This window comes from Polaromonas aquatica (assembly GCF_042659145.1).
In the GTDB taxonomy this organism is placed as follows: Bacteria; Pseudomonadota; Gammaproteobacteria; order Burkholderiales; family Burkholderiaceae_C; genus Polaromonas; species Polaromonas aquatica.
In genome coordinates this window covers 61,747-87,367 of sequence record NZ_JBHSRS010000083.1, presented here as the reverse complement: position 1 = coordinate 87,367, position 25,621 = coordinate 61,747, and the positions used below count along the sequence as shown (strand labels likewise).

The window sequence follows — 25,621 nt, the reverse complement described above, 5'->3', positions numbered from 1 at the left end:
CGCGGACCGTTAGTTATGGAAAGCGTACAGACAGCCTTGTGGGTTGTGGCCCTGCTTGTGTTTTTGGCCATCGCCTTCGACTTCATGAATGGCTTTCATGATGCGGCCAATTCGATTGCGACAGTGGTGTCCACCGGTGTGCTCAAACCCGGGCAGGCCGTGCTGTTTGCCGCCACCTTCAACCTGATTGCGATTTTCATTTTTCACCTCAGCGTGGCGGCGACAGTGGGCAAGGGGATTGTCCAGCCCGGCGTGGTGGACACCCACGTGGTCTTCGGCGCGCTGACGGGCGCCATCACCTGGAACCTGGTGACCTGGTATTACGGTATTCCGAGCAGTTCATCGCACGCGCTGATAGGCGGCATTGTGGGCGCCGTGATTGCCAAGGCGGGCGCACACTCGCTGATATCCGGCGGCATCATGAAGACCGTGGCCTTTATTTTCATATCGCCGCTGCTGGGTTTTTTGCTGGGCTCGATGATGATGGTGCTGGTGGCCTGGGTCTGCCGGCGTGCAACGCCGTCCAAGGTGGACCGCTGGTTTCGCCGCCTTCAACTGGTGTCCGCAGGCGCGTACAGCCTGGGGCACGGCGGCAATGACGCGCAAAAAACCATAGGCATCATCTGGATGCTGCTGATCGCCACGGGTTACGCATCTTCCAGCGACATTGCGCCACCTACCTGGACCATCGTGGTTTGCTACACGGCCATTGCCGCAGGCACCATGTTCGGCGGCTGGCGCATCGTCAAAACCATGGGCCAGAAGATCACAAAACTCAAACCGGTGGGCGGGTTTTGCGCTGAAACCGGTGGCGCCTTGACGCTTTTCCTGGCCACCTGGCTGGGCATCCCGGTGTCGACCACGCATACCATCACGGGCGCGATTGTGGGTGTGGGCTCCACCCAGCGGGCCTCGGCCGTGCGCTGGGGCGTGGCGGGCAATATCGTCTGGGCCTGGATATTCACCATTCCCGCGTCGGCTTTTGTGGCTGCGATCGGGTACTGGATAAGCCTGCAACTCTTCTGACGGGCTTTGCCTGGCCGCAGGTGTGCGGGCCATGTCTTTTCAAGCAGGGGCCGCGGGACTGGCTTAGCCAGGCCGCAGGCGCAGCGGCCCCCTAGGGGGCAGGGCGCTACACGCAGTGAGCAACCGTGGGGGCCCTCATTGGCTTATCTTGCGCGCTTCCTCGACCTGGTACTCAAAGTAGCGCTGGAAGCTGAAAGCGATGCTGGACATCAGTGTGACGGCGCCAAACAACAGCGCAAACACCACCGCGCCTATGGTGAGCCAGTTGGTGTTGCCGGACGCAGTGCCCGGTGCAGCCGCGTTGTATGTGGCATTCCATTTTTCAGTAGGCATCAGGCCGTAATAAATCGCAGTGATGGAGGTCGCTGCAAGCGTGAACCCCAAAAGCGGAATCAGCAGCCATGCCACCTGGTCGTCCTGGCCATAAAGCTGTACCCGGTGGACCCCCCACCAGCCAATCGCTGCAATCAGGGGGTGCACCCAGGCCCAGAGGTCCTTCATTCCAAAAAGATAGATCCGGTGCAGTCCAAGCTGGCCGAAGATGAGCGCCAGCCATGCGGCTGTCGTTTTGTTTTTGGGGATTGATGAGTGCATGGGAGGGGATTATGGAGTGGGCAGGTCAAGCGGCGGCTGCGTGTCGCCCAGGCCCAGCGTTTTTTGCATGATGACGATGTCGCGCCAGGCGCCGAACTTCCAGCCGCAGGACTTGATCTTGCCGACTTCCTCGAAGCCAAGCGCCAGGTGGACGCCGACGGAACCTGCGTTGGCAGAATCGCCAATGATGGCCATCACCTTGCGTATGCCCGCTGTTTCGCAGCGCGCCAGCAATTCGGCCAGCAGGATGCGGCCGAAGCCTTTGCGGTGCACATCGGGCGCCAGGTAAATCGAGTCTTCCACGGAGTAACGGTAGGCCGGGCGCGGCTTGAACCAGTTGCCATAGGCAAATCCGGCAATCCTGCCGTCCTGTTCGGCCACGAGGTAAGGCAGGCCCTTGGACAGCACATCGGCCCGCCGGGCCGTCATGTCGGCGACGCCGGGGGCTTCGGTTTCAAAGGTGCCGGTGCTGTGCAGCACGTGATGGGCATAAATGGCAGTGATGGCGGGAATATCTTCGTCGCGGCTGGGGCGTATCAGGGGCATGATGGGCAACAGTTGGGAGGAATTCGTGGGTCGGAAGGCTTGCAGGGCCATTTTCCTGCGAAAAAGGCAAATTTGTGAACGCTGCGCTGCAGCGCGCTATAATCGCAGGCTTTGCAGCATTTCGCTGACCGGGTGGTCATGTCGTGTGTCTCAATCGCTGCAGGAAACTTTGGGATGTGTATTTAACCGCACATCCCGCCACCCAAGGATAAATCATGGTCGTCATCCGACTTGCACGCGGCGGTTCCAAACACCGTCCATTTTTCAACATCGTTGTGGCCGACAAGCGCGTTCGCCGCGATGGCCGTTTCATCGAGCGCATCGGTTTTTACAACCCGATTGCCAAAGGTGGCGAAGAAGGCCTGCGCATTGCGCAAGACCGTTTGACCCACTGGATCGGTGTTGGCGCCCAGGCGTCCCCCACCGTCGAGCGCCTGATCAAGCAAGGCGCTGCTGCAGCCGCCAAAACGGCCTGAGTTCAGATAGCCAGATGCCGTCCGGCTTAACACCGTCTGGCCTGCCGGACGATGCCATCGAAGTCGGGCGCATCCTGGATGCGTGGGGCGTCAAGGGCTGGCTGAAAGTCCTGCCCCACAGCACGGACCCCGAGGCCCTTTTTGCGGCCAAATCCTGGTTTTTGCAAGCCCCTGACGCGAAATTCCGTCCGGGCTTCAACGCCTTTTCCGGCACCGTTGCGATCAGCATCGAAGAAGCCAAAACCCATTCCGATTCCGTGGTTGCCAAGGTCCAGGGCCTTGACGACCGCACTGCCGCCGAAGCCTTGCGCGGTGCGCGCATCTTCCTTTCCCGCAGCAGTTTTCCGGCTGCCTCCAAAGACGAGTACTACTGGGTAGACCTGATAGGCCTGGATGTCGTCAACCGTGAAGGCGTGGCTTTGGGTTGCGTGCGCGACCTGATGGCGACCGGCCCGCATTCGGTGCTGTGCGTCGAGTACACGGCGACCCAGGAAGACGGCACACAAGCCGCCGCCGAGCGCATGATCCCGTTTGTTTCTGTCTATGTAGACGCTGTGGACATTGCGGGCAAGCGCATTACCGTTGACTGGCAGCCCGACTACTGAGCGCCCCGTAAAACCGGCGGCCGTGTTGCGGCATCGCGCCATTCACGCGCAAAATGATTTTTATGCGCTTTGATGTCATTACCCTTTTTCCCGAGCTTTTTGCGCCATTCCTTATTAGTGGTGTGACCCGTCGCGCCTATGAGGCTGGCCTGGTCGAGGTCAGGCTCTGGAACCCGCGCGACTTTGCCGATGGCAACTACCGCCGCGTGGACGACAGGCCTTTTGGCGGCGGCCCGGGCATGGTCATGCAGGTTGAGCCGCTCAGTCTTTGCCTTGAAAAAATCCGTGCCGATCGGCTTGAAGCCGGCTCGCCGGCGGCGCCTGTCGTGCTCTTCTCCCCCATAGGCGAGGCGCTGAACCACGCTGGCGTGGAGGCCTGGTCGGCAAGCAGCGGGGCAGTGCTGGTGTGTGGCCGCTACGAAGGGCTGGACCAGCGCTTTATAGATACTTATGTGGACCGCCAGATCAGCCTGGGTGACTTCGTGCTGTCGGGCGGGGAAGTCGCCGCCATGGCCCTGCTGGACGCCGTGGCCCGGCTCCAGCCCGGGGTGTTGAACGACGAAGGCAGCCACCAGCTCGACAGCTTCAACCCGGCGCTTGACGGCCTGCTGGACTGCCCGCATTACACCCGGCCCGAAGACTGGCGCGGACAGCGTGTGCCTGCCATCCTGTTGTCAGGCAACCACAGTCATATCGAACGCTGGCGCCGCGACCAGCGTCTGGCCTTGACGCAGAGGCAACGCCCCGAGCTGGTCCAGAAGGCGCGAAACGCCGGGCAGTTGAGTGCCGGCGATGAGGCTTTTCTGGCGGATTTGCTTGAAAATCCTGAAAAAGACGCCTGAGTTGCTATAATCGAAGGCTTTTCGGTCCTCTGGCGGCCATTGCAACCAAATTCATCTCATGGATGTTTCCCTGGATTTGCGGTCTTTAGCGTAGCGCGTGCATGAACGAAAAAGTTAGATGGAAAAATCATGAATCTGATCCAAACCCTTGAGCAGGAAGAAATTGCCCGCCTGAGCAAAACTGTTCCGGTTTACGCCCCTGGTGACACCGTCATCGTGAGCGTGAACGTGGTTGAAGGTACCCGCAAGCGTGTGCAGGCTTTTGAAGGTGTTGTGATTGCCAAGCGCAATCGTGGCCTCAACTCCAGCTTCATCGTTCGCAAGATCTCCAACGGCGAAGGCGTCGAGCGTACCTTCCAGGTCTACAGCCCGCTGATCGCCAAGATCGAAGTCAAACGCCGTGGTGACGTGCGTCGCGCCAAGCTGTACTACCTGCGCGAGCGCAGCGGCAAGTCTGCACGTATCAAGGAAAAACTGGGCGCCAAGGCTGCTTAATTGCTGCCTGCATCCAGGAAAAGCCGCTCTTTGGAGCGGCTTTTTTTTTGCCGCCGGGCCGCGAAGCGGTGCAGCACTTTTTTTTGATCCTGCTACGATTTGCCTGGCATGTCCTCCCCGATGAATTTCACCAAGCCCCTGCCCAAATTCGACCCCCGCAGCATACCGGTGCTGGGAATTGATGACCACCTGTCCGGTGTGGCGCTTGATCGCCTCACACCCGAGGCGTTGCGCAGGCGTTTTCAGAGTCCGCCGGTGTGGACGCCTGAACACAGCGTGGAAAAACGCTTCGAGGACCGCCAGCCTGCACCTGCGGCGGTGCTGGTGCCGCTGGTGATGCGGGACGAACTCACCTTGCTGTTGACCCAAAGGACGACCAACCTGTCTACCCATTCTGGTCAGGTGGCATTTCCCGGCGGCCGCACCGACGAGTCCGACCATGACGCCATAGACACGGCCCTGCGCGAGGCCAATGAAGAGATCGGCTTGCCGCGCGACCACGTGGAAGTGCTGGGCACCCTGCCCATTTATGTCACGGGCACGGCTTACATCATCACGCCGGTGGTGGCGCTGGTGCAGCCTGGTTTTGTACTGCAGCCCAACCCGGGGGAGGTTGCCGACGTGTTTGAGGTGCCGCTGGCCTACCTGATGAATCCGGCCAACCACCGGCGCCACCAGATGGAGTTTGACGGCGTCACCCGGCAGTGGCTGTCCATGCCCTATATCGGCCCTTCCGTTGTGGCTGCGGGCAATGACCCATCGGAGCGCTATATCTGGGGCGCAACAGCGGGCATGCTGCGCAATCTGTACCGTTTTCTCGCTGCGTAGTCTTCATAGGCCAGTCCAGGCCGTTATGATTTGGCATGAGCTTTCTCGCCGTTTTGTTTGCACTCATCATCGAACAGGCCCGGCCACTGGCACGCGGTAACTGGATTCATGCGGGTTTCCGGGCCTGGGCGCGCTGGACCAGCCGCAGCATGGATGCCGGGCAGCCCCATCATGGATGGATTGCGTGGACTGTTGCCGTCATCGTTCCCGCACTGGCCACGCTACTGATTCACTGGCTGCTCTGGCGCGTGAGCATCCTGCTGGCTTTCGCGTGGAGCGTGGCCATCCTGTACGTCACGCTGGGGTTCAGGCAGTTCAGCCACTATTTCACCGACATACGCGATGCCCTCGATGATGGCGACGAGGACGCGGCGCGCGAACTGCTGGCCCAGTGGCGGCATGTGGATGCGAGCGAATTGCCGCGCAGTGAAATCGTTCGCCATGTGATCGAGTATTCGGTGCTGGCTGCGCACCGCCATGTGTTTGGCGTGCTGGCCTGGTTTTCGGTGCTGGCCGCGCTGGGGCTGGGGCCTGCGGGCGCGGTGATGTACCGCATGAGCGAATTTGTTGCGCGCTACTGGATGTACAAAAGCAAATTGCCGACAGCCGCAGGGGAGGGCGCCAGCCCGGCCTTGCAGCAGGCCGCCAACAGCGCCTGGGGCGTGATTGATTTTGTGCCGGCCCGGGTCACGTCCCTGGGGTTTGCTGTCGTGGGCAGCTTTGAAGATGCCATCGACGCCTGGCGCAGCTACACCCAGCGCTTTCCCGCCAACGCACCTGCAGCTTCTGAAAACCGCAATGACGGGATCATTCTTGCAGCCACTTCGGGGGCGGTGAACGTGCGGCTGGGCGGTGAAACGCTCAAGACCGTGTTTTCTCCCGGCACGTCGCAGGGCTTTCAGGCGGGCGGCCTGGATGCCGAGGAACCCGGCATCACGGAGTCCACGCCCGGCCGCGAGCCTGAAGTGGCCCATCTGCGCAGCATCGTGGGACTGGTGTGGCGTTCGGTTGTGCTGTGGATGGTGTTGCTGGCCTTGCTGACCCTGGCGCGCCTCTTGGGCTGACTGCCTTCCGCTTTTCTTTTTTTGTCATGTCAACTTTCTGGAGTCCCCCGGTTCGCGAACTGGTGCCTTACACGCCGGGCGAGCAGCCCGTCATCCCGGGGCTGGTCAAGCTCAACACCAACGAAAATCCTTACCCGCCATCGCCCCGGGTCATAGAGGCCATCGCGGCGGCGGCGCAGGACGGGTTGCAGCTCTATCCCGACCCGCAGGCCAGGGCCTTCCGGCAGGCGGTGGCAAATCATCACGGTCTGGATGTCGGCCAGGTGTTTGCCGGCAACGGGTCGGACGAGGTGCTGGCACATGCCTTCTTCGCGTTCTTCCGCCAGGACCGGCCCATCCTGATGCCTGACATCAGCTACAGCTTTTACAAGGTTTACTGCGGGTTGTACGGCATCGAGGCCACGCTGGTCCCGCTGGATGCGGACATGGGCATTGACGTGGCGCAGTACCAGGCGGCCTGCGGCGGTGTGGTGATTGCCAACCCGAATGCGCCAACCGGCAGCGGTTTGCCGCTGGCGCAGGTTGAGCAGTTGCTGCGGCAGCAGCCGGATCGGGTGGTGCTGGTGGACGAAGCTTATGTGGATTTTGGCGGCGACAGTGCCATGGCCCTGATCAACCGTTACCCGAATTTATTGGTGGTCCAGACCTTGTCCAAGTCGCGTTCGCTGGCGGGCCTGCGTGTGGGTTTTGCCGCTGGCCAGCGCCACCTGATCGAAGGGCTGGAACGGGTCAAAGACAGCTTCAATTCCTATCCCCTGGACCGCCTGGCGCTGGCCGGCGCGGTGGCGGCTTACGAAGACAGCGCCTACTTTGAAGCCACCCGTGCAGCCGTGATCCGGAGCCGTGAGCTGCTACGCCTGCAATTGCAGGAGCTGGGCTTTGAGGTCTTGCCTTCGCAGGCGAACTTCCTGATGGTGCGCCACCCTGGCCATGATGCAGCGACCCTGGCAGCGGACCTGCGTGCGCAACGTATCCTGGTGCGCCATTTCAAACTGCCGCGCATCGAGCAATACCTGCGCATCAGCATAGGCACGCCGGCGCAATGCACAGCCCTGGTAGACGCCTGCCGCAAACTACTGGGCGCCTGATTTTCTTTTTTAGTAGCGCCGCTCCTGCGACAGTTCGGCAAACAGTTCGCTATATAAACGATAGCGGCTTGCGCTGATACTACCTTGGCCACCGGCCAAATTGACTTCAGAAATCACGCCGCAGCCGGGTTCATGCAGGTGCGTGCAGTTGTAGAACTTGCAGTTTTGCGCATGGGCCTTCAGGTCCGGCATCAGGGTGGCGAGCTGCATGGGCTGTATGTGGTTCAGGCCAAACTCCTGGAAACCCGGCGAGTCTATGAGCGCGGTGGTGCGCGCCTCGTCCACCCAGTAAAGCGTCGTGCTGGTGGTGGTGTGTTTGCCGGAATTCAGTGCCTGGGAGATTTCGGCCGTCAGCACTTTGGCCTGGGGTATCAGCAGGTTGGTCAGGCTGCTTTTGCCGGCGCCTGAGGGCCCCAGCATCAATGTTTTTTTGCCGCGCAGCAGTTCCATCAGTTCTGCGGTCTGCGCTGCGTTTTCTGCGGCATCGAATTTCGGCTTGACGGCCAGCGGCAGCATCCTGTAGCCCATCGCTCGGTAGGGCGCCAGCTTGGTCCATGCGCGACCGAACGGCTCGCTCAAATCGCTTTTGTTCAGCGCAATGATGGGCGTGATGCGCTCGGCTTCCGCGGCAATCAGGGCGCGCGTCAGCTGGCTTTCGGAGAACTCGGGCTCGGCCGCGATCAGGATCAGCACCTGGTCCAGGTTGGCTGCAAACGATTTGGTGCGCATCTCGTCCTGCCGGTAAAACAGGTTGCTGCGCGTTTCGATCTTTTCTATTGTGCCTTCATCCTGCGTGGGCAGCCAGCGGATTCGGTCGCCGACCAGCGCCTGGTTTTTCTTGCCGCGCGGATGGCAGATCACCCGCTCGCCGCTGGCTGTTTCAACCAGCACGTGGCGTCCAAAACCGGCAACGACCAGGCCCGGCTGTGTGCCCGCAGCGGGGGCCGCGCCTGGCCTGGCCGGTTTGCTCAAGCGAACAGGGCGTCGGCTTTGGACGCACAGAAAAAGTCGCTGACGGAGATGCCGTCCACATCATGCGTGTTGAAGCGCACGGTGCATTTGCTGTAGCTCACAGCCAGGTCCGGGTGATGGTCTTCCGCGTTGGCGATAAAGGCCAGTGCGTTCACAAAACCAATGGTCTCGTGGTAGTTTTTAAAGGTGTAGGTTTTCTCCAGCGCACCATCGATAAGGCGCCAGCCTTGCGCCTGCTCGCCGTTGAGCTTGCTCAACTGGGTGACGATTTCCGTGGCGCTCAGTGCCTTGCGGTTCTGGTGAATCGGGTTCATGGTGCGATGCTTTCTGCGGTTGGGTGGTTCATACGTGCCAGGCGCTCCGAAGCGGGTGGATGCGAATAATAAAACTTCACAAACACCGGGTCGGGTGTGAGCGTGCTGGCATTGTCCTTGTAAAGCTTGAGCAGTGCGCTTTGCAGGTCCTTGCCGTCCGTTTGCGCAATGGCATAGGCGTCGGCCTCAAACTCATGCTTGCGCGAGAACTGGGCAAACACCGGCGACACAAAAAAGCTGAACAGCGGCACCACCAGCATGAACAGCAGCAATGCCAGTGCATCGTTGGCACCCAGCATGTTGGGCCGCACGCCAAGGCCGGTGTAAAACCACACCTGTGACGACAGCCAGCCCAGCAGGGCAAAACCAGCCAGGCTCATGGCAAACATCGAGACAATGCGTTTGATGATGTGTTTGTGCTTGAAGTGGCCCAGCTCATGCGCCAGCACCGCGTCGACCTCACCGGGGTTCAACTGCTTGAGCAGTGTGTCGTAAAACACCACGCGCTTGGCCGCGCCGAAGCCGGTGAAATAGGCGTTGGCATGCGCCGAGCGTTTGCTGCCGTCCATCACAAACAGGCCCTTGGCGGCAAAGCCGCAGCGCTGCATCAGGGCCGTGACACGCGACTTCAGGGTTTCGTCCTCCAGCGGTTTGAACTTGTTGAAGAGCGGCGCAATCACGGTGGGGTAAAGCACCAGCACCAGCAGGTTGAACCCCATCCACGCGCCCCAGGCCCACAGCCACCACAGGCGGCCGGCACTGCCCATCAGCCACAGGATCAGGGCCACGATGGGCAGGCCTATGACGGCGCCCACCAAAACGCCTTTGACCATATCGGCCAGCCAGAGCCTGAAAGTCATTTTGTTGAAGCCGAAGCGCTCTTCAATACTGAAGGTGCTGTACAGCGTGAACGGCAGGTCCAGCGCGCCGCTGATGACGCCAAACGCCGCGAGCAGCGCCAGTTGCGGCACCAGGCTGCCGTATGCCGCGAGGCCTGAATGGTTGATGGCCTGGTTCAGCGCATCTATTCCGCCCAGCAGGGTCCAGCACAGCAGCACGGCCGCACCGAAAGCCATCTCGAGCAGGCCAAAACGCGCCTTGGTGATGGTGTAGTCGGCGGCTTTCTGGTGTGCCTCCAGCGAGATGGTGGAGGCGAAAGCGGCGGGGACGCTGTTGCGGTGCCGCGCCACGTGGCGAATTTGCCGCGAAGCCAGGTAGAACTTCGTGAGCAATCCGGCCACCAGAGCGGCGCAGAACAGCAGGGTAAATGCAAATGAATAGTCGCTCATGGCAGGAAGTTTAGGCGATCAGCGAGAATCGCAAGATGCCTGAAACTGAACCCCTACTTAAAAAATCCGACCAGAACCTTGTCTGGATCGATTGTGAAATGACCGGCCTGGACCCGGAAAAAGAACGCCTGATTGAAATTGCCGTGATTGTCACCGGCCCGCAGCTCACGCCGCGCATTGAAGGCCCGGTGCTGGCCATCCACCAGACCGACGAATTGCTGGACCAGATGGACAACTGGAACAAGGGCACCCACGGCCGCAGCGGGCTGATCGACAAGGTCAAGGCCAGCACGGTGACGGAGCAGGATGCGGAGGCGCAAATCCTGGCCTTCCTGGCGCAATACCTGCCCAAGGGCGTTTCCCCGCTGTGCGGCAACACCATCAGCCAGGACAGGCGCTTCCTGGTCAAGTACATGCCGAAGCTGGAAGCTTTCCTGCATTACCGCAATGTCGATGTCAGCACTTTCAAGGAACTGGCCAAACGCTGGCGGCCCGAGGTCTACAGCGCCTTCAAGAAACGCCAGAGCCATACGGCGCTGGCCGATGTGCATGAGTCGATTGACGAGCTGGAGCACTACCGCGAGCACTTTTTGAAGTGATTTTCCGGTTTTAAAGGGGTTTTTGGCCTCTGCCCCCCGTTCCGCTTGCGCTGCAAGCTATATAAAAAGTAGCGGATCGGTCTTGGGGCGGACCTGAAAAACCAGCCATGGGCCGATGGCTTGAATAAAAGACTGGTGTAAACCCGTAAGTCGTGCCATAATCATGGGCTTGCAGTTGCACAAGGTGCGCTGCATTTGTACATCTACCTCACACTTTTGGACCCTACTTATTAGGGTCACCGCTTCGGGCAATCTCTTTCGCCCGGGCTGCATATTCGTTTGATGGTTGATGTTTTATTAACCATAAACGAAGCTTCCTGCAACGCGGGAGGTGAAGTTTTTCCTGCAACTTTGCCAAAAGTATTGCATGCAGGTGATTAGTGAGAAAAAACATGACTGACTCTTTTGAGGCTCGCGGTGACTTTTTGCCCGAAGCTGTTAACGCCACCAACACGGACGTCGAAACCAACCTGGTTCCAGACTTTTCCGATGCGCCCGCCGGCGTTGAATCGTCGCTGGAAGCCGTTGCTCCCCAGCCCAACGGTTTTGTAAAACTTGGCCTGGCCAAGGAACTGCTGCAAGCCGTGGCCGACATGGGTTTCACCCAGCCGACCGCCGTGCAAATGGCAACCATTCCCAAGGCCATGCAGGCCCTGGATTCGGAAAACGCTGACAAAAAAGCCAAATTCACCGACCTGCTGGTTTCCAGCCAGACCGGTAGCGGCAAAACCGCTGCTTTCCTGCTGCCCGTGCTGCACACCCTGCTCAAACAGCAGGAAGAAGCAGAGCGCAACGAACGTGCCGAATTCGAACGCCTGAGCGCCGAAGCCGTCGCCCGTGGCGAAGCACCGATCAAGAAGCCAAAGCGCAAGGACCCGACCAACGCCCGCAACTTCAAGCCTGCCACACCCGGCGCGCTGATCTTGTGCCCGACGCGCGAACTGGCCCAGCAGGTCTGCGCCGACGCGATTGACCTGGTCCGCCATTGCCGCGGCCTGCGCATCGCCAACGTTGTTGGCGGCATCCCTTACCAGCTTCAAATTGCCAAGCTGCAAAACGCCAACCTGGTGGTTGCCACGCCGGGCCGTTTGCTCGACCTGCAGCGCAGCATGCAGATCAAGCTGGACCAGGTGCAGTTCCTCGTCGTCGACGAAGCCGACCGCATGCTGGACCTCGGCTTTGCCGACGACCTGACCGAAGTCAACCAGCTCACCATCGAGCGCAAGCAGACCATGATGTTCAGCGCCACCTTCGCGCCCCGCATCATGCAACTGGCCACGCGCGTGATGCGCACGCCGCAGCGTGTCGAGATCGACTCCCCGCACGAAAAGCACACGTCGATCACGCAGTCCCTGCTGTGGGCCGACAACATGACGCACAAGCGCAAGCTGCTCGATCATTTGCTGCGCGACACCACCATCAACCAGGCCATCGTGTTTGCGAGCACCCAGGTTGAATGTGACGGCCTGGCCAACGACCTGGTGCAGGAAGGTTTCAGCGCCGTGGCATTGCACGGTGCGCTGAGCCAGGGCCTGCGCAACCGCCGCCTGATGGCTTTCCGCGACGGCCGTGTGCAGGTGCTGGTGGCGACCGACGTGGCCGCTCGTGGCCTCGACGTGCCGACCATCACCCACGTGGTCAACTACGGCCTGCCAATGAAGGCTGAAGACTATGTGCACCGCATTGGCCGTACCGGCCGTGCCGGTCGTGAAGGCAAGGCCGTCACGATTGCCGAGTTCCGCGATCGCCGCAAGATCCAGGACATCGAGCACTACATGCAGCAAAGCCTCAAGCCCAGCGTGATTGCCGGCCTGGAGCCGCAGCAGCGTTTTGCACCTACCTCCGATCGCCCACGCGGCAATTTCGGCGGTGGTCGCGATGACCGTGGTGGCGGCCGCAGCTTCGGCGGTGGTGGTGGTTACGCTGGCCGCAAGCCAGCCGGTGGCGGCTTCGGCGGCAACCGTGACGACCGTGGTGGTTTCGGTGGCGGACACCGCGAGCAGCGTGATGACCGCGGCGGCGCCTTCCAGGGCCGTCCTCCCGGACCCCAGGGCGGCTATGCAGACCGCTCCGGTTTTAACGACCGTGGTCCGCGCCGTGCGGACGACCGTGGCTTCGGCAATAACAATGCCGGTTTTGCGCCGCGTGATGACCGCAACTTCGGTGCCCGCAACGAAGGCTTTGCGCCACGCCCTGATTTTGCCGATCGCAAGCCGGCTTTCGCCCGCCCTGCAGGCAAGGTGTTTGTGCCGCGTGATGCCGCCAAAAAGGCAGGCAAGTTCTCCAAAGCGCGTGACTGATCACGGCTGAATGTATTGATGAACCCTTAAAACAGGTTCAGCAAAAAGCCCCGGCAGATCGCAGGATTTGCCGGGGCTTTTTTATTTGGCAAAAGTAACTATTCAGGCACCATACAAGCCGTTCGCCCTGAGCCTGTCGAAGGGCTTGGTCGTGAGAGGCAAGGCTTCGACAGGCTCAGCCCGAACGGTGTGGACACTGAATAGTTACTGGCAAAAGATAAATCAACTCATGCCATTGCGGCTGGCCAGTTCCACAAAAAGCCCGGACTGGTCCAGGTCTGTCAGGCCGTGCTCCGCGGCATCGGCATAAAGCTGTTCGAACAGCGCCGTGATGGGCGCCTCAAACCCGATTTCCTGCGCCGTCGCCAGTGCGTTGCGCAAGTCCTTGAGCTGGATGTCCATGCGGGCACGCGGTGCAAAATCGCGCTCGACCATGCGCTGGCCGTGCAGTTGCAGGATGCGGCTGTCGGCAAACCCGCCGGTGATGGCCTCCCTGACCCTTGCCATGTCAGCGCCGCCGCGCGCCGTGAACAGCAGGGCCTCGGCGACTGCGCCTATGGTGATGCCCACAATCATCTGGTTGGCCAGCTTGGTGAGCTGGCCGCTGCCGTGCGGGCCCACATGCGTGGCGTGGCCGAAATGCCGGAGCAGGGGCAGGGCGCGCTCAAAATCGCCTGCCTTGCCGCCGGCCATGATGGCCAGCTTGCCTTCTTCCGCGCCCGCGGGGCCGCCCGACACGGGCGCGTCGAGGTGTGCGATGCCGAGTTCGCCGAGCCGGGCTGCGTGGTCACGCGCCTCGCGCGGCTGGATGGATGCCATGTCTATAAAAAGGCTGCCGGCTTTCATGGCCTGGGCCACCGGTGTGCAAGCTTTGCCGGTGCTGCCATCGCCAAAAAGAACTGCACCGACAACCGCGCCGTTTTCCAGCAGGCTGATCACCACATCGGCCGCACGCACCGCATCGGCGGCCTGTGCGTGCAGCACGGCGCCAAAAGCTTTCAGCGGCGCTGCCTTGTGCGGGCTGCGGTTCCAGGCATGCACGGTGTAGCCTGCCTCGCAAAGCCTGCGCGCCATGGGGAAACCCATGTGGCCTGTGCCCAGCACTGCAATGGTGTGTCCTGTCGTCATTGGTTTTCCGGAAAAAAGGGATGCAACCATCATGGACGGGCCGCGCGGCAGAAGCCTGTCAAGCAGCTTGCAGCTGTGTCAAGATAAGAACACTTACAAATTGAAAACTTTCCAAATTTCCAGAGGTGTTCATGAATGGCTTTTCTCTAAATCGGGACCCGCAATGGCTGGACCGCATGTACAACAACCGTGCGCTGGTACCAGACCATCCGGTGTGCCTTGCACGGCTGGCGGAAAGCTCCGGCCAGGCCCGCAAACAGCTGCCCTGTCACCTGGACCTGCCGTATGGCGGCTCGCCGGGCCAGAAGCTGGATGTGTTCCCTGCGCGCGGCCGGAGTCCCCGTGCGGGTGCGCCCGTACTGGTGATGATTCACGGCGGATATTGGCGCGCGATGGACAAGTCCGACCATTCGTACATTGCACCTGTGTTCACCGATGCCGGCGCTTGTGTAGTGGTCCCGAATTACGACCTGTGCCCTGTCGTGACCGTTCCGGAAATTGCCATGCAGATGGTCAGGGCGCTGGCCTGGACTTACCGCAATGTGGCCCGGTTTGGCGGAGACCCCGGGCGCATCACAGTAGTTGGGCATTCCGTAGGCGGCTATATGGCGGCCCTGCTGATGACGTGCCTCTGGAAGGCTTATGCGTCCGACCTGCCGGCGAACCTGATAGTCAATGCGCTCTCCATTTCAGGCCTGCACGACCTTGACCCCATGTGCCATGCGCCGTTTATCAAGGATTTGGCAAGGCTCACGCCCGCGCAGGCACGCGACATCAGTCCCGCCTTTTTGCCGGCACCGCGTCGCGGTGTCCTGTACAGCGTGGCGGGCGGGGACGAGAGCGCCGAGTTCCAGCGTCAAAGCCTGTTGATCCAGCAGTCCTGGGGCCGCAAGACCGTGCCGGTATGCGAGATGCTGCCTGGCCTTAACCATTTCAGTGTGTTGGAAGCACTTGCGCAGCCTGGGCACCGGCTCAACCGGCTGGCGCTAGAACTTTGCGCCCTGGGTTAGTACCAGCGCATCGCCGCTGGTGAGGGCCAGTTGCCCGTCCGCCAGTGCGGCAATGCCGAAAGGCGCAAACAGCGATGCGGGCAGCGGGCCTGGCACCGTGCCTGCGCGGTCCAGGCGGCCGACGACTGTGCTGACCATGCCGGTGGGCGAGACTTTGCGCACAAGGTGAAAGTCGGGGTCTGTCACGAACAGGTTGTTGGCGTCGTCGCAGGCGATGCAGCCGGACAAGCCGAAGCAGGCGGCAGCACCGTTGCCGTCCAGCGGTTCGGTCCTGAAATTTGTCAGGCGACCGGCCAGCGTCGTCACTTTTCCCTCGGGTGTGATCTTGCGGATTCGGCCCATGTCGAAAGCAAACAGGTTGCCCAAGGTGTCGGCACACAGGCCGCTGATGAGGGCCAGCCGCGCGCTGGTACGCAAGCCGTCGGTTGCGCCGGGCAGCCCGGCAGAACCGGCCACAGTGGTGACTTCGCCTGCGGGTGTGATCTTGCGGATCGCCGAGTTGTCGCCGATCCAGACATTGCCCGAGCTGTCCACCGTCATGGCGCAGGGCGGCGAAAGGCTGAAGGAGGCGGCTTCACCGACGCCGTCCGAGTGGCCATCGTAGGCACCGCCGGCCAGCAGCGTGACCGTGCCGTCGGGTGTGATTTTCCGGACGGCGGAATAGCCGCACGGCGAGGGGCTTGAAGCGCTCATGTTGGCCACATACAGGTTGCCCGCTGCGTCGGCGGCGCCTGCAGCGAAGATGAAACCCGGACCCGGCAGCTTGCGTGTGTCAATGCGGCTGACGTAGCCGCCGGGCGCGATTTTCCAGATGAATGCGTTGGTGTCGAAGCGGTAAAGGTTGCCTGCGGCGTCTTTCGACAATTGGGCGAAGGAGCCGGTGAACCGGGCTGCGGCGGCTGTGCCTGACTTGAGGCCGCTGGTGATGCGGCCTGCAACCGTGTGGATGCTGCCCGCAGGAGTTATCCTGCGGATTGCATTGAGCGCGGTTTCGGCGAGGTAGATGTTGCCGGCGCCATCAAGGGCCAGGGGCAGCGCCCCGCCCGAAAAGTGCATGTGCACGTTGCCGCTGGCGAGCAGCGTTATGACGCCGGCGGCATCCACTTTCTTGACTGTCTCGAAAACGGCTGAGCGGCTGGCCATGGGGCCGGACTGTGTGTCAAAGACGATGCAGTTGTCGGCGGCGTCCATGCGCAGGGATGCCGGGCCGGTGAATCCTGTTGCCAGTGTTGTGACGTCGCCAGCGGGAGACACCTTGCGCAAGGCCCGGTTGGCGAAATCGGCTACCAGCACGTGGCCGCGGCTGTTCAGCGCAAGCCCGCCGGCATGCCTGAAACCCGGGGCGGTGAAACGGAAGCGGGCTGCACCGGCCCGGCTGTCCATGTGGCCCCGCATGCCGGGCGAGCCCGCGAGGGTGGAGACAAGACCGTCCGGAGTGATCTTGCGGATGACGTGGTTGAGCGTGTCCAGCACATAGACCGTGCCTGCGGCGTCGACCGCCAGGTCACCCGGGCTGTTGAACCTTGCGGCGCCTGCCCTCGCGTCGGCGTGGCCGGGCAGGCCGGCAGTTCCGGCCAGGGTTGACACGTGGCCGGTCGGGCTGATCTTGCGGATGGTGTGGTTGCCACTGTCGGCCACATACAGGTTGCCGGCTGCATCAAGTGCCAGGCCGCGTGGATGGCGAAAGCGCGCCACGCTGGCCGTGCCGTCGGCCGAACCCATGCCGCGAGGGTGGTCGCTGAGCACGCTATGCGCCGCCTCGCGGCTGCCGGCAAACAGGCTGACCTCGCCGCCGGGTGAAACCCGCCGTATGCAGTTATTGCTGTCGCTGACATACAGCGTGCCGCAGGGCGCAACCACGATGCCGCTGGGCTGGTACAGCAGCGCGGCCCCGGCGGCTCCGTCCAGCTTGCCTGGGCCACCGGGCGCTCCGGCAAGTACTGTGAGGCTGGCGCCGTTGCCCGGCTGGCAATCCGCCGCCGCAGGCTGTGGATGCAGATGATGCGCCTGTGATGAAACCATGGTGGTTCTACTCCCTCGAAGTTTTGTGGGTGGCCGGGTCTGGCTGGCGCTGCACTGTGTCCGGTCACAAAAAGTCTATGAAAAATAGTTACCAAAGTCAATATTAATAGCTACATGGGTAAATTTTTATAACTACGACGCCGATAAAGTCGTTTCATGTCCATTCCTGAAAAGGCTTTGCAGGCTGAAAGCTTTGCCGGGCGTCTGCGCATCGCGCTTGAAAACAAGGGTAAAAAGCCCAGCCCAACGTCCCTGGAACGTGAGTTCAACCTGCGCTGGCGCGGCAACCCGGTGTCGGTTCATGCCACGCGCAAGTGGCTGATGGGCCTGTCGGTACCGACAATGGACAAGCTCGCCATCCTGGCCCGCTGGCTGGACGTGTCGGAGGAATGGTTGCGCTGGGGCTCAGGGGCGGATGCAGCGCTGGTCGCTGCCGAACCCGGCGCACGCAAGGCTGTTGCCGTGCAGACCGGCAGCCAGGGACAGGAGGAGAGCTCGCTGGTACAGGACTACTGGCTGTTGTCCCGTGCCGACCGGCAGGTGGTGCGGGCGGTGCTTGAAGCGTTGCTGCGCGAGCGCCGCAAACAGACGGACGACAAGGGCGCATAGGGGCGTGGCCTGAGTGGCTGGCCGTCCTCTATTGGATCCGCCATCGCCGCCCGCAGCAGCCGGCGAACTTACATCAGCAGGTGCTCGCCCGCGTTGTCGCCGCCCAGGGTGACGTAGTTGACCTTGCGGATATCCATGAGTTTTTTGCCGCCGGCGTAGCTGATGGCGCTCTGTATGTCTTCTTCCATTTCGCGCAGGGTGTCGGCCAGCGTGCCCTTGACGGGCTCCAGGATGCGTTTGCCCTCGACGTGTTTGTACTCGCCCTTGTTGAAGTCCGAGGCGCTACCGTAGTATTCCTTGAACAGCGCGCCGTCCACCTCGACGGTCTTGCCGGGGCTTTCTTCCAGGCCCGCCAGCATGGAACCTATCATCACCATGGTTGCGCCAAAGCGTATGGATTTGGCGATGTCGCCGTGCTCGCGTATGCCGCCGTCGGCAATGATGGGTTTGGTCGCCACGCGTGCACACCACTTGAGTGCCGACAACTGCCAGCCGCCGGTGCCAAAGCCGGTTTTCATCTTGGTGATGCAGACCTTGCCGGGACCAATGCCGACCTTGGTTGCATCGGCGCCCCAGTTTTCCAGGTCAATCACGGCTTCGGGCGTGCCCACATTGCCGGCAATCACAAAAGAGGCCGGCAGCTTCTGCTTCAGGTAGGCGATCATTTTTTGCACGCTGTCGGCATGGCCGTGGGCGATGTCAATGGTGATGTACTCGGGCGCCAGGCCTTCGGCAACCAGCTGGTCAACGGTGTCGTAGTCGGGCTTTTTAACGCCGAGCGAAATCGACGCGTAAACGCCCCGGGTTTTCATGTCTTTGACAAACTTGATGTTGTCCAGGTCAAAGCGGTGCATCACATAGAAATAGCCGTTTTGGGCCATCCAGGTACAGATGTCTTCGTTGACCACCGTTTTCATGTTGGCCGGCACCACCGGGATGCGGAAAGTGCGCCCGCCGAGTTCCACGCTGGCGTCGCATTCAGAGCGGCTTTCCACGCGGCATTTGCGCGGCAGCAGCAGGATGTTGTCGTAGTCGAAAATTTCCATGATGTTTCCCCAAGCTCCAGAAAAAAAACTGTAGATGAACAGGAGGCGCTTGGATTGGACCGGCTTTGTTTGCGGGCGCTTGCATAGGGCAAGGCTGAAACAAAAAAACCGGGCGCAATTGCTTGGGCCCGGTGTCTGATTTTAGACGCCGAGACGGGTTTTGGGGATTGAAGGCCGTGTATAGCCGTTATATGAAGGGGCAAATTTAGCGGACCTGGCCGGGTGCAGGCATGCAGCGCGACTGCGCCGCTGCCAGGACTTCGCCCCCGGCGTCTTCAACCCAGCCGACCACGCGCAGGCGGTCGGGGTGTACGCCTTGCGCGACGCTCATGACGCGTGACTCGAAGAAGCGGGCTTGCTCTTTTTTTGATAGCTGGTCGCGCACGTTCCACACTGACTGGAACACGTTTCTTACCAGATTTCGGGCCACAGGCGTGCCTTCAGTGCCTTCCGGCAAGGTTTCGACCAATGCCAGCCAGGCGGTCCACGGCTGCTTTTGGGCGCTGGCCGGAACCGGTTTGAGTTCTATGGACGCGCCCACATAGCCCGACAGCACCAGCCCGTGCGCGACGCGCAGCCGGGTGCTCTTTAAACCTTTCACCCTGCGGCGGTTGTCACCAGCTTCTTTGGGCACGGCCTGGCCCAGCGATTCCAGCCGGTCCAGTCCATCACGGCTGGCGACCGCCGACAGCGGTGCGTCGTCGCCCTTGCCGCCCGGCACTATCCAGTCCAGCGCCACCTGGCCTGGCAAGGCCTTTGGTGTGGACGGGTCTTTCCAGCAGCTCTCGCAATCGGCATTGATAAAGCGCTCCAGCAGGGCCACGGGCTGCGGCTGGCCGTCGCTGGCGCAAAACGCCTGGGCCCGGGCCGCGTTGGTGCCCAGGGCGAGAACCAGCATGGAAAGCACCTGCGGGACTCGCAGGCTTGAAGCACGGTTCATCAAGGGTTTCATCAGGGCTTTCTACAATGAGGGATGTTCCCAGAATTCACAGATACCGTCGCGCAGGATTCCCCGCTTTTACAAAATCTTAATCCGGAGCAGCTCGCCGCGGTTACCTTGCCCGCCACACATGCCCTGATTCTTGCCGGGGCGGGCTCCGGCAAGACCCGGGTGCTGACCACCCGCATCGCCTGGCTGCTGCAAACCGGCCAGGTGTCGCCGGGCGGCATCCTGGCCGTGACCTTTACCAACAAGGCCGCCAAGGAGATGCTGACGCGGCTCTCGGCCATGCTGCCGGTCAATGTGCGCGGCATGTGGATTGGCACCTTCCACGGCCTGTGCAACCGTTTTTTGCGCGCGCATTACAAACTGGCCAACCTGCCTTCGACCTTCCAGATACTGGACACGCAGGACATGCTCTCGGCCATCAAGCGCCTGTGCAAGCAGTTCAACATCGACGATGAGCGTTTTCCGCCCAAGCAGTTGATGTGGTTTATCGCAGCCTGCAAGGAAGACGGCCAGCGTGCCAAGGATGTGCAGGTGCGTGACGAAGAAGGCCGCAAGAAGGTCGAAATCTACGCCCTGTATGAAGAGCAATGCCAGCGCGAAGGCGTGGTCGATTTCGGCGAGCTGATGCTGCGCAGCTATGAGCTGCTGCGTGATAACCTGCCGGTGCGCGAGCATTACCAGCGGCGTTTTCGCCACATCCTGATCGACGAGTTCCAGGACACCAACAAGCTGCAATACGCCTGGATCAAGATGCTGGCCGGTCAGGGCGCTGATGCGGCGCAGGGCGCGCAGGCCATGCCGGGCGGCTCGGTCGTGGCCGTGGGCGATGACGATCAGAGCATTTACGCCTTCCGTGGCGCCCGCGTCGGCAACATGACCGACTTTGTGTGTGAATTCAATGTGACGCACCAGATCAAGCTGGAGCGCAACTACCGCAGCTTCGGCAACATCCTCGATTCGGCCAATGAGCTGATCAGCCACAACAGCAAGCGCCTGGGCAAAAACCTGAGCACCGAAGCCGGCCCGGGTGAGCCGGTGCGGGTGTATGAGTCGACCAGCGACTTTGCCGAGGCGCAGTGGTTTGTTGACGAAGTCAAACAGCTCGTGCGCGATGGCATGGAGCGCAAGGAAATCGCACTGCTGTACCGCAGCAACGCACAAAGCCGGGTGATGGAGACCGCTCTGTTCAACGCCGGTGTGCCTTACCGCGTCTATGGCGGTCTGCGCTTTTTCGAGCGCGCTGAAATCAAGCACGCACTGGCTTACCTGCGGCTACTGGAGAACCCGCACGACGACACCAGCTTTATGCGCGTGGTCAATTTCCCGCCGCGCGGCATAGGCGGGCGCAGCATTGAGCAGTTGCAGGACGTCGCGCGCGCCGCGGGCTGCTCGCTGCACGATGGCGTCAGCGCCGTGCCGGGCAAGGCCGGTGCCAACCTCGGCGCCTTTGTGGCCAAGCTGGATGTCATGCGCGAGCAGACCGCCGGCCTGACCCTGCGCGAGATCATCGAACTGGTGCTGCAGCACAGCGGGCTTGAAGAGCACTACAAGCTGGAAAAAGAAGGCCAGGACAGGCTGGAAAATCTGGCCGAGCTGGTCAATGCCGCCGAGTCCTTTGTGAGCCAGGAGGGTTTTGGCCGCGATGCCATGGCCTTGCCGGTGGACGAGCTGGGCGCACGCCTGACGCAGTCGCCAGCCAGCCAGGGGCTGGACCCGTCGGCATCCTTGCTGGACGAACCCTTGCCGGAGGCGCTGGCGCCCGATGCAGAAACCGGTGAAACGCTGTCGCCGCTGGCGGCATTCCTGACCCACGCGGCGCTGGAGTCCGGAGACAACCAGGCGCAGGCCGGCCAGGATGCGGTGCAACTGATGACGGTGCATTCGTCCAAGGGCCTGGAGTTTGACTGCGTGTTTATCACCGGCCTTGAAGACGGGGTGTTCCCGCATGAAAACTCGCTGAGCGACCATGGCGGCATTGAGGAAGAACGCCGGCTGATGTACGTGGCCATCACGCGCGCGCGCAAGCGGCTGTACCTGAGCCATTCACAAACCCGCATGCTGCACGGCCAGACGCGCTACAACCTCAGGAGCCGTTTTTTTGACGAGCTGCCCGAAAGCGCGCTGAAATGGATCACGCCGAAAAACCAGGGCTTTGCCCCGGGGCTGGGCAGGGGCTCGAATGCGTGGGGTGATGCTACCAATTCAGGAGCTGGTGGCGGGCGTAAGGACTGGGCCAGCAGCGTTTTTTCTTCAAAAACCGGCTCGGCCGAACGTTTTGCCAGCCCGCCGGTTCCGCCGCAGAAGAACGCGCCTTCGCATGGGCTTAAAAGCGGCATGGAAGTGTTTCATGCCAAGTTTGGCGAAGGCAAGGTGATGATGCTGGAAGGCAGCGGCGATGACGCGCGTGCACAGATCAACTTCACGCGGCATGGCGTGAAGTGGCTGGCGCTCAGCGTCGCCAAGCTGACGGTTGTCTAGCGGGCATTGATTTTTTCCTGCATCAAGACAGCCAACGCACCACCGTTCTCCCTGAGCTTGTCGAGAGGCTCAGCCCGAACGGTGTGGTGTCACGAAATAGGGAAACATCAATAACTAGCGGGCCGGTGTTTCCGGCTGGCGCTACTGGGCGGGCGGCGCTTCCATGTAACCCCGGCCATCCTTGATGCCTTTTTTGCCGGCGATCTGCCAGGCGGTCCGTTGCTCAATCAATCCAGCCAGGAATTCCAGTTCTTCATCGGTATGGTTGATCGCGTTGGCAGGGCTCAGGCGGGCGCCCCTGGCGGCACTTGGGTCGGCCCAGAAGGACTGGTGGTACTGGGCCTGCGACACGGTCGTATCGCCGCCCGATTTCATGTCAACCGTGCCATAGCAGTTGCAAAAATAGTTCCGGCCGCCCTGGTCGGCAAAAACCTCTGAATACACCCCGGTGCCGCGTATGCCGGCCGTCAGCGTGGGCATGACGATGGTCCGGTTGCTGCCCTTGCCCCAGACGCTGGCCACGGCGCCCGTGAGCAGCCGCAACAGGCTGACGGTATTGATCGAGCTGCCGCGTTCCACCGTCAGCATGGAGTTCTGGCGCACCTGGAACGAGGCGTTGCCGATGACAAATATCAGGCTGGCGCCGGGCCCGGTCTGGATCTGGTCGCCTGTCAGTATGGTTTGCTGCGGATCAAGCCGCTGGCCGTTGAGCAGTGCGTCTCCCGTGAGCTGCACGATGTTGCTGCGTTGCTGCGCCGCAGCAGCGCCAAAACCGCCCATGGCCACCCAGGCGGCTGCGGCCTTGAGCGTGTCACGCCGTTGAAACCACAGGATTTCCTTTTCGGTGCGGCCTTGCAGCGAGTGCTGGGTCATGTGGTGTCTCCTGGTGTTTTGGACTAATTTCCGGGCTGGCAGTCAGGCCGCTTGCTGGTCTGCAGGCACGTCTGTGTCGGTGAAGCTATCACGAAACGTGAAGTAAATCGAGGTGAAAAACATGGCCATCATCAGCAGGGCCACGGGAAAGATGGCCAGCGCCGCAAATGTGGGATTGCCCAGCAACGCGGCAACCAGCGTGACCAGCACCATCGCCATCACGAAGACGCCCGCCCACACCAGGCCGTAGACGGCAAGGGCGGCCCAGTTTTTGTAGCAGGCCATGAAGCTGAAGAACAGGCTCTTGACCGGCGTGACCCCATGCCAGTGCACCAGCGCCGGGGCGTGCCAGAAGAGCAGCGACAGCGGCAGGTACAAGGCCATCGTGACCCACATGGCGCCCTGGAAATTTCCCTGCAGCACCATGTCTTCGGTGATCTTGCCGCCTACCAGGTAAAGCCTGGCAAATTGTCCGCCGTCCACCAGCGTGGACACCGCCATCAGCGCGAGAAAGCCCGCCGCATACAGCGCGCCCAGCACCATCATGGCGCGCACCCGCTGCTTGCCGGCGCGAAAGGCGCTGATCAGGATAGAGGGCATGGGGAATTTGCCCTTGGTGGCTTCCTGCGTTGCGGCCATCAGGCCCAATGTGGCAGCGGGCAGCAGCGCCAGCGCGAGTGCCGCGCCTATGAAGGGCACCAGCGTGGCGATCGACAGCAGGGCCATGAACATGAAGAACAGGCCGGACATGGCCAGCGGTTGCTGAAAGAAAGTCTTGCAGCCTAGCTTGACCCAGGTGATGCCGGTACGTGCGGGAACGATGTTGAGTTTCATGGTGAAAGGGTCGCGGTAAGGGCAGGCGGAAGGCTTGCAAGTTCAGGAATATCTGCAAAACCGGATGTCCGGCGCAATATACACGCGCCGTGACGCTTGTCGGGCTCAGGTGGCAAGCGTAACCTGCCTAGCCGGCGCGGTCCGGCAAATGCCGCAATTCACCCGCAAAAAAGGCGGCTCTCTTGTTTTCGGATCAGGCCGTCATGCGCACGGGGTGCGCCAGGCGCTCGCGCAACACACGCTCGAAATGGCCAGGATCATGGGCCTGCAGCACGGTGGCCTCGCGCGGCAAATGGAAATCCCACAGCCGTGAAATCCAGAAGCGCAACGCACCGGCACGCAGCGCCGCGGGCAGCAGGGTGCGCTCTGCTGCCGTCAGCTTGCGCACGCTCTGGTAGGCAGCCAGAAACGCATCGGCGCGCCCGGCATCGTGGCGGCCGGTGGGCAGGTCCACGCACCAGTCGTTCAGGCACACGCCTATGTCGAACAAAAAGGTGTCGTAGCCTGCAAAGTAAAAGTCGAAAAAACCGGTGAGCCGGCCGTCCTCGAACATCACATTGTCTCGAAACAGGTCGGCGTGTATGGGGCCGCGTGGCAGGGTCTTGTAGGCAGAGGATTCGGCAATGTGGTTCTGGTAGGCCAGCTCGCCCAGCAGCAGCTTGCCCTGCTCCGCTGTGGTGTGCTGCAGAACCACCGGCGCGGTGCTGTTCCACCACGGCAGGCCGCGCAGGTTGGGCTGGTGGTGCGGGTAATCCAGCCCGGCCAGGTGCATGCGTGCCAGCATTTCACCCACGCCCGCGCAATGGTCGGCGGTGGGCGCCAGTTCGCTGTGGCCGCGCAGCTTGTTGACGACCGCGGCCGGCTTGTCTTTGAGTTTGTGCAGGATGTCGCCGTTTTTCCCGGCCGCCGGATTGGGCACGGGAATGCCGCACCCCGCCAGGTGCTTCATCAAATGCAGGTAAAACGGCAATTGCTCGAAGGTCAGGCGCTCAAACAGGGTCAGCACATACTGGCCCTGGTCGGTGTCCACAAAATAGTTGGTGTTCTCGATGCCGCCAGCGGCACCCTTGATGTTCTGAAGCTGCCCCAGATCCAGGGCGCTCAGGAACGCTGCAGCCTCGTCAAACGAGACTTCGGTAAAAACGGCCATGCCTGAAACTAAACCTTTTCGCTCGAAAAATAGACGGATGAAAGGAGACGGGCGAAGTTAAAACTTCAGCACATTCCAGACGCGCGCGCCGTTGGTGTCATTGCTGGATGAGGACGGGGCGCTTCCCCTTGTGGAGTCCGAGGGTTTGACCTCGTAAGCCGGCAGGTTGTTGCCCGTTTTGGGCTGCACCGTGATGCTCTGGGTTTCACCGCCCACGCGCACTTCGTCAATGCGTGTGCCGGCGTCTTCCGTGCGGATGCGCTCTATGGTCTGGTCCGGGCGTGCCGGGCGTACCACGGGCGCAGCCGCCGCTTCCGGTGTTACCGCCGGCGCGGACGGCACCGTCTGTGCAACACATACCGTTGCCAGCGGGAGGGCCAGCAGGGCAGCCATGAGCGTAGCGCGGGGGGAGGGTGGCAAAACGGTTTTCATGGCTCTATTGTAGGCTTCGCACCCCCTGTTGCAAGGGTTTGCAAGCCCTGTC

26 protein-coding genes are annotated in these 25,621 nt (G+C 61.5%); 13 read left to right on the top strand and 13 right to left on the bottom strand.

The features are described from left to right. Positions 1–15 precede the first annotated feature (15 nt). On the top strand, positions 16–1,026 hold the full coding sequence (locus ACFQND_RS19590; RefSeq protein ID WP_371438063.1) for an inorganic phosphate transporter: 1,011 nt from the start codon (positions 16–18) through the stop codon (positions 1,024–1,026). Positions 1,027–1,161: 135 nt separating this feature from the next. Here ACFQND_RS19590 and ACFQND_RS19585 read toward each other — a convergent pair whose 3' ends face one another. Together ACFQND_RS19585 and ACFQND_RS19580 are read right to left on the bottom strand one after the other, a co-directional pair. After that, positions 1,162–1,620, bottom strand: a complete 459-nt coding sequence (locus tag ACFQND_RS19585) for a hypothetical protein (protein WP_371438062.1) — start codon at positions 1,618–1,620, stop codon at positions 1,162–1,164. 9 nt (positions 1,621–1,629) lie between these two features. Beyond that, on the bottom strand, positions 1,630–2,166 hold the full coding sequence (locus tag ACFQND_RS19580; RefSeq protein WP_371438061.1) for a GNAT family N-acetyltransferase: 537 nt from the start codon (positions 2,164–2,166) through the stop codon (positions 1,630–1,632). 215 nt (positions 2,167–2,381) lie between these two features. Here ACFQND_RS19580 and rpsP point away from each other — a divergent pair, with 215 nt between their 5' ends. From rpsP to hisC, 7 genes are all read left to right on the top strand, one after another. After that, a complete protein-coding gene (rpsP, locus tag ACFQND_RS19575; protein WP_371438060.1) occupies positions 2,382–2,642 on the top strand; it encodes a 30S ribosomal protein S16 in 261 nt (86 codons plus the stop codon). Between the two features lie 14 nt (positions 2,643–2,656). After that, the gene (gene rimM, locus ACFQND_RS19570) at positions 2,657–3,247 is read left to right on the top strand and encodes a ribosome maturation factor RimM (RefSeq protein WP_371438059.1); all 591 of its coding nucleotides are present in this window, start codon (positions 2,657–2,659) and stop codon (positions 3,245–3,247) included. 62 nt (positions 3,248–3,309) lie between these two features. Next, positions 3,310–4,089 (top strand): tRNA (guanosine(37)-N1)-methyltransferase TrmD, encoded by a 780-nt coding sequence (trmD, locus tag ACFQND_RS19565; RefSeq protein WP_371438058.1) that lies wholly within the window; start codon positions 3,310–3,312, stop codon positions 4,087–4,089. A gap of 129 nt (positions 4,090–4,218) precedes the next feature. After that, a complete protein-coding gene (rplS, locus tag ACFQND_RS19560; protein WP_371438057.1) occupies positions 4,219–4,584 on the top strand; it encodes a 50S ribosomal protein L19 in 366 nt (121 codons plus the stop codon). 120 nt (positions 4,585–4,704) lie between these two features. After that, on the top strand, positions 4,705–5,412 hold the full coding sequence (locus ACFQND_RS19555) for a CoA pyrophosphatase (protein ID WP_371438056.1): 708 nt from the start codon (positions 4,705–4,707) through the stop codon (positions 5,410–5,412). A gap of 35 nt (positions 5,413–5,447) precedes the next feature. Beyond that, a complete protein-coding gene (locus ACFQND_RS19550) occupies positions 5,448–6,476 on the top strand; it encodes a CobD/CbiB family protein (RefSeq protein ID WP_371438055.1) in 1,029 nt (342 codons plus the stop codon). A 26-nt stretch (positions 6,477–6,502) separates the two neighbouring features. Beyond that, positions 6,503–7,564, top strand: a complete 1,062-nt coding sequence (gene hisC / locus ACFQND_RS19545) for a histidinol-phosphate transaminase (protein WP_371438054.1) — start codon at positions 6,503–6,505, stop codon at positions 7,562–7,564. A 9-nt stretch (positions 7,565–7,573) separates the two neighbouring features. Here hisC and rsgA read toward each other — a convergent pair whose 3' ends face one another. The 3 genes from rsgA to ACFQND_RS19530 are packed head-to-tail and all read right to left on the bottom strand — an operon-like array spanning position 7,574 to position 10,139. Next, on the bottom strand, positions 7,574–8,536 hold the full coding sequence (gene rsgA, locus ACFQND_RS19540; RefSeq protein WP_371438053.1) for a ribosome small subunit-dependent GTPase A: 963 nt from the start codon (positions 8,534–8,536) through the stop codon (positions 7,574–7,576). Next, a complete protein-coding gene (locus ACFQND_RS19535) occupies positions 8,533–8,850 on the bottom strand; it encodes a 4a-hydroxytetrahydrobiopterin dehydratase (RefSeq protein WP_371438052.1) in 318 nt (105 codons plus the stop codon). Before ACFQND_RS19535 ends, rsgA begins: the two co-directional genes overlap by 4 nt. Further along, on the bottom strand, positions 8,847–10,139 hold the full coding sequence (locus ACFQND_RS19530) for a M48 family metallopeptidase (RefSeq protein WP_371438051.1): 1,293 nt from the start codon (positions 10,137–10,139) through the stop codon (positions 8,847–8,849). Before ACFQND_RS19530 ends, ACFQND_RS19535 begins: the two co-directional genes overlap by 4 nt. Positions 10,140–10,174: 35 nt before the next feature. On the opposite strand from ACFQND_RS19530, the gene orn reads away from it, so the two are divergent. Further along, on the top strand, positions 10,175–10,738 hold the full coding sequence (gene orn, locus ACFQND_RS19525; RefSeq protein WP_371438050.1) for an oligoribonuclease: 564 nt from the start codon (positions 10,175–10,177) through the stop codon (positions 10,736–10,738). A 392-nt stretch (positions 10,739–11,130) separates the two neighbouring features. After that, entirely contained in the window at positions 11,131–13,038 is a 1,908-nt protein-coding gene (locus tag ACFQND_RS19520) for a DEAD/DEAH box helicase (protein ID WP_371438049.1), read from the top strand. Between the two features lie 222 nt (positions 13,039–13,260). Here the strand turns inward: ACFQND_RS19520 and ACFQND_RS19515 are convergent, their stop codons facing one another. Further along, the gene (locus ACFQND_RS19515) at positions 13,261–14,166 is read right to left on the bottom strand and encodes an NAD(P)-dependent oxidoreductase (RefSeq protein ID WP_371438048.1); all 906 of its coding nucleotides are present in this window, start codon (positions 14,164–14,166) and stop codon (positions 13,261–13,263) included. A gap of 131 nt (positions 14,167–14,297) precedes the next feature. On the opposite strand from ACFQND_RS19515, the gene ACFQND_RS19510 reads away from it, so the two are divergent. Next, positions 14,298–15,176, top strand: a complete 879-nt coding sequence (locus ACFQND_RS19510; RefSeq protein WP_371438047.1) for an alpha/beta hydrolase — start codon at positions 14,298–14,300, stop codon at positions 15,174–15,176. Here the strand turns inward: ACFQND_RS19510 and ACFQND_RS19505 are convergent. Continuing rightward, positions 15,153–17,198: a hypothetical protein gene (locus tag ACFQND_RS19505; protein ID WP_371438046.1), complete on the bottom strand. Its 2,046-nt coding sequence runs from the start codon at positions 17,196–17,198 to the stop codon at positions 15,153–15,155. The two genes, ACFQND_RS19510 and ACFQND_RS19505, sit on opposite strands and share 24 nt — an antisense overlap. Positions 17,199–17,354: 156 nt before the next feature. Here ACFQND_RS19505 and ACFQND_RS19500 point away from each other — a divergent pair, with 156 nt between their 5' ends. Continuing rightward, positions 17,355–17,807, top strand: a complete 453-nt coding sequence (locus ACFQND_RS19500) for a hypothetical protein (RefSeq protein WP_371438045.1) — start codon at positions 17,355–17,357, stop codon at positions 17,805–17,807. Positions 17,808–17,875: 68 nt separating this feature from the next. Here ACFQND_RS19500 and ACFQND_RS19495 read toward each other — a convergent pair whose 3' ends face one another. Next, a complete protein-coding gene (locus ACFQND_RS19495) occupies positions 17,876–18,853 on the bottom strand; it encodes a GMP reductase (protein ID WP_371438044.1) in 978 nt (325 codons plus the stop codon). 205 nt (positions 18,854–19,058) lie between these two features. Beyond that, positions 19,059–19,793, bottom strand: a complete 735-nt coding sequence (locus ACFQND_RS19490) for a hypothetical protein (protein WP_371438043.1) — start codon at positions 19,791–19,793, stop codon at positions 19,059–19,061. Between the two features lie 33 nt (positions 19,794–19,826). Between ACFQND_RS19490 and ACFQND_RS19485 the strand changes: the two genes are divergently transcribed. Further along, positions 19,827–22,280 (top strand): UvrD-helicase domain-containing protein, encoded by a 2,454-nt coding sequence (locus ACFQND_RS19485; protein ID WP_371438042.1) that lies wholly within the window; start codon positions 19,827–19,829, stop codon positions 22,278–22,280. 141 nt (positions 22,281–22,421) lie between these two features. On the opposite strand, the gene ACFQND_RS19480 is transcribed toward ACFQND_RS19485, so the two are convergent. From ACFQND_RS19480 to ACFQND_RS19465, 4 genes are all read right to left on the bottom strand, one after another. Then, a complete protein-coding gene (locus ACFQND_RS19480) occupies positions 22,422–23,153 on the bottom strand; it encodes an iron dicitrate transport regulator FecR (protein WP_371438041.1) in 732 nt (243 codons plus the stop codon). 42 nt (positions 23,154–23,195) lie between these two features. Next, positions 23,196–23,987 carry a BPSS1780 family membrane protein gene (locus ACFQND_RS19475; RefSeq protein WP_371438040.1) on the bottom strand — a complete coding sequence of 264 codons (792 nt, stop codon included), beginning with the start codon at positions 23,985–23,987 and terminating at the stop codon, positions 23,196–23,198. Between the two features lie 193 nt (positions 23,988–24,180). Then, positions 24,181–25,137: a homoserine kinase gene (locus ACFQND_RS19470; protein ID WP_371438039.1), complete on the bottom strand. Its 957-nt coding sequence runs from the start codon at positions 25,135–25,137 to the stop codon at positions 24,181–24,183. Positions 25,138–25,194: 57 nt separating this feature from the next. Further along, positions 25,195–25,569 (bottom strand): hypothetical protein, encoded by a 375-nt coding sequence (locus tag ACFQND_RS19465; RefSeq protein WP_371438038.1) that lies wholly within the window; start codon positions 25,567–25,569, stop codon positions 25,195–25,197. Positions 25,570–25,621 lie beyond the last annotated feature (52 nt).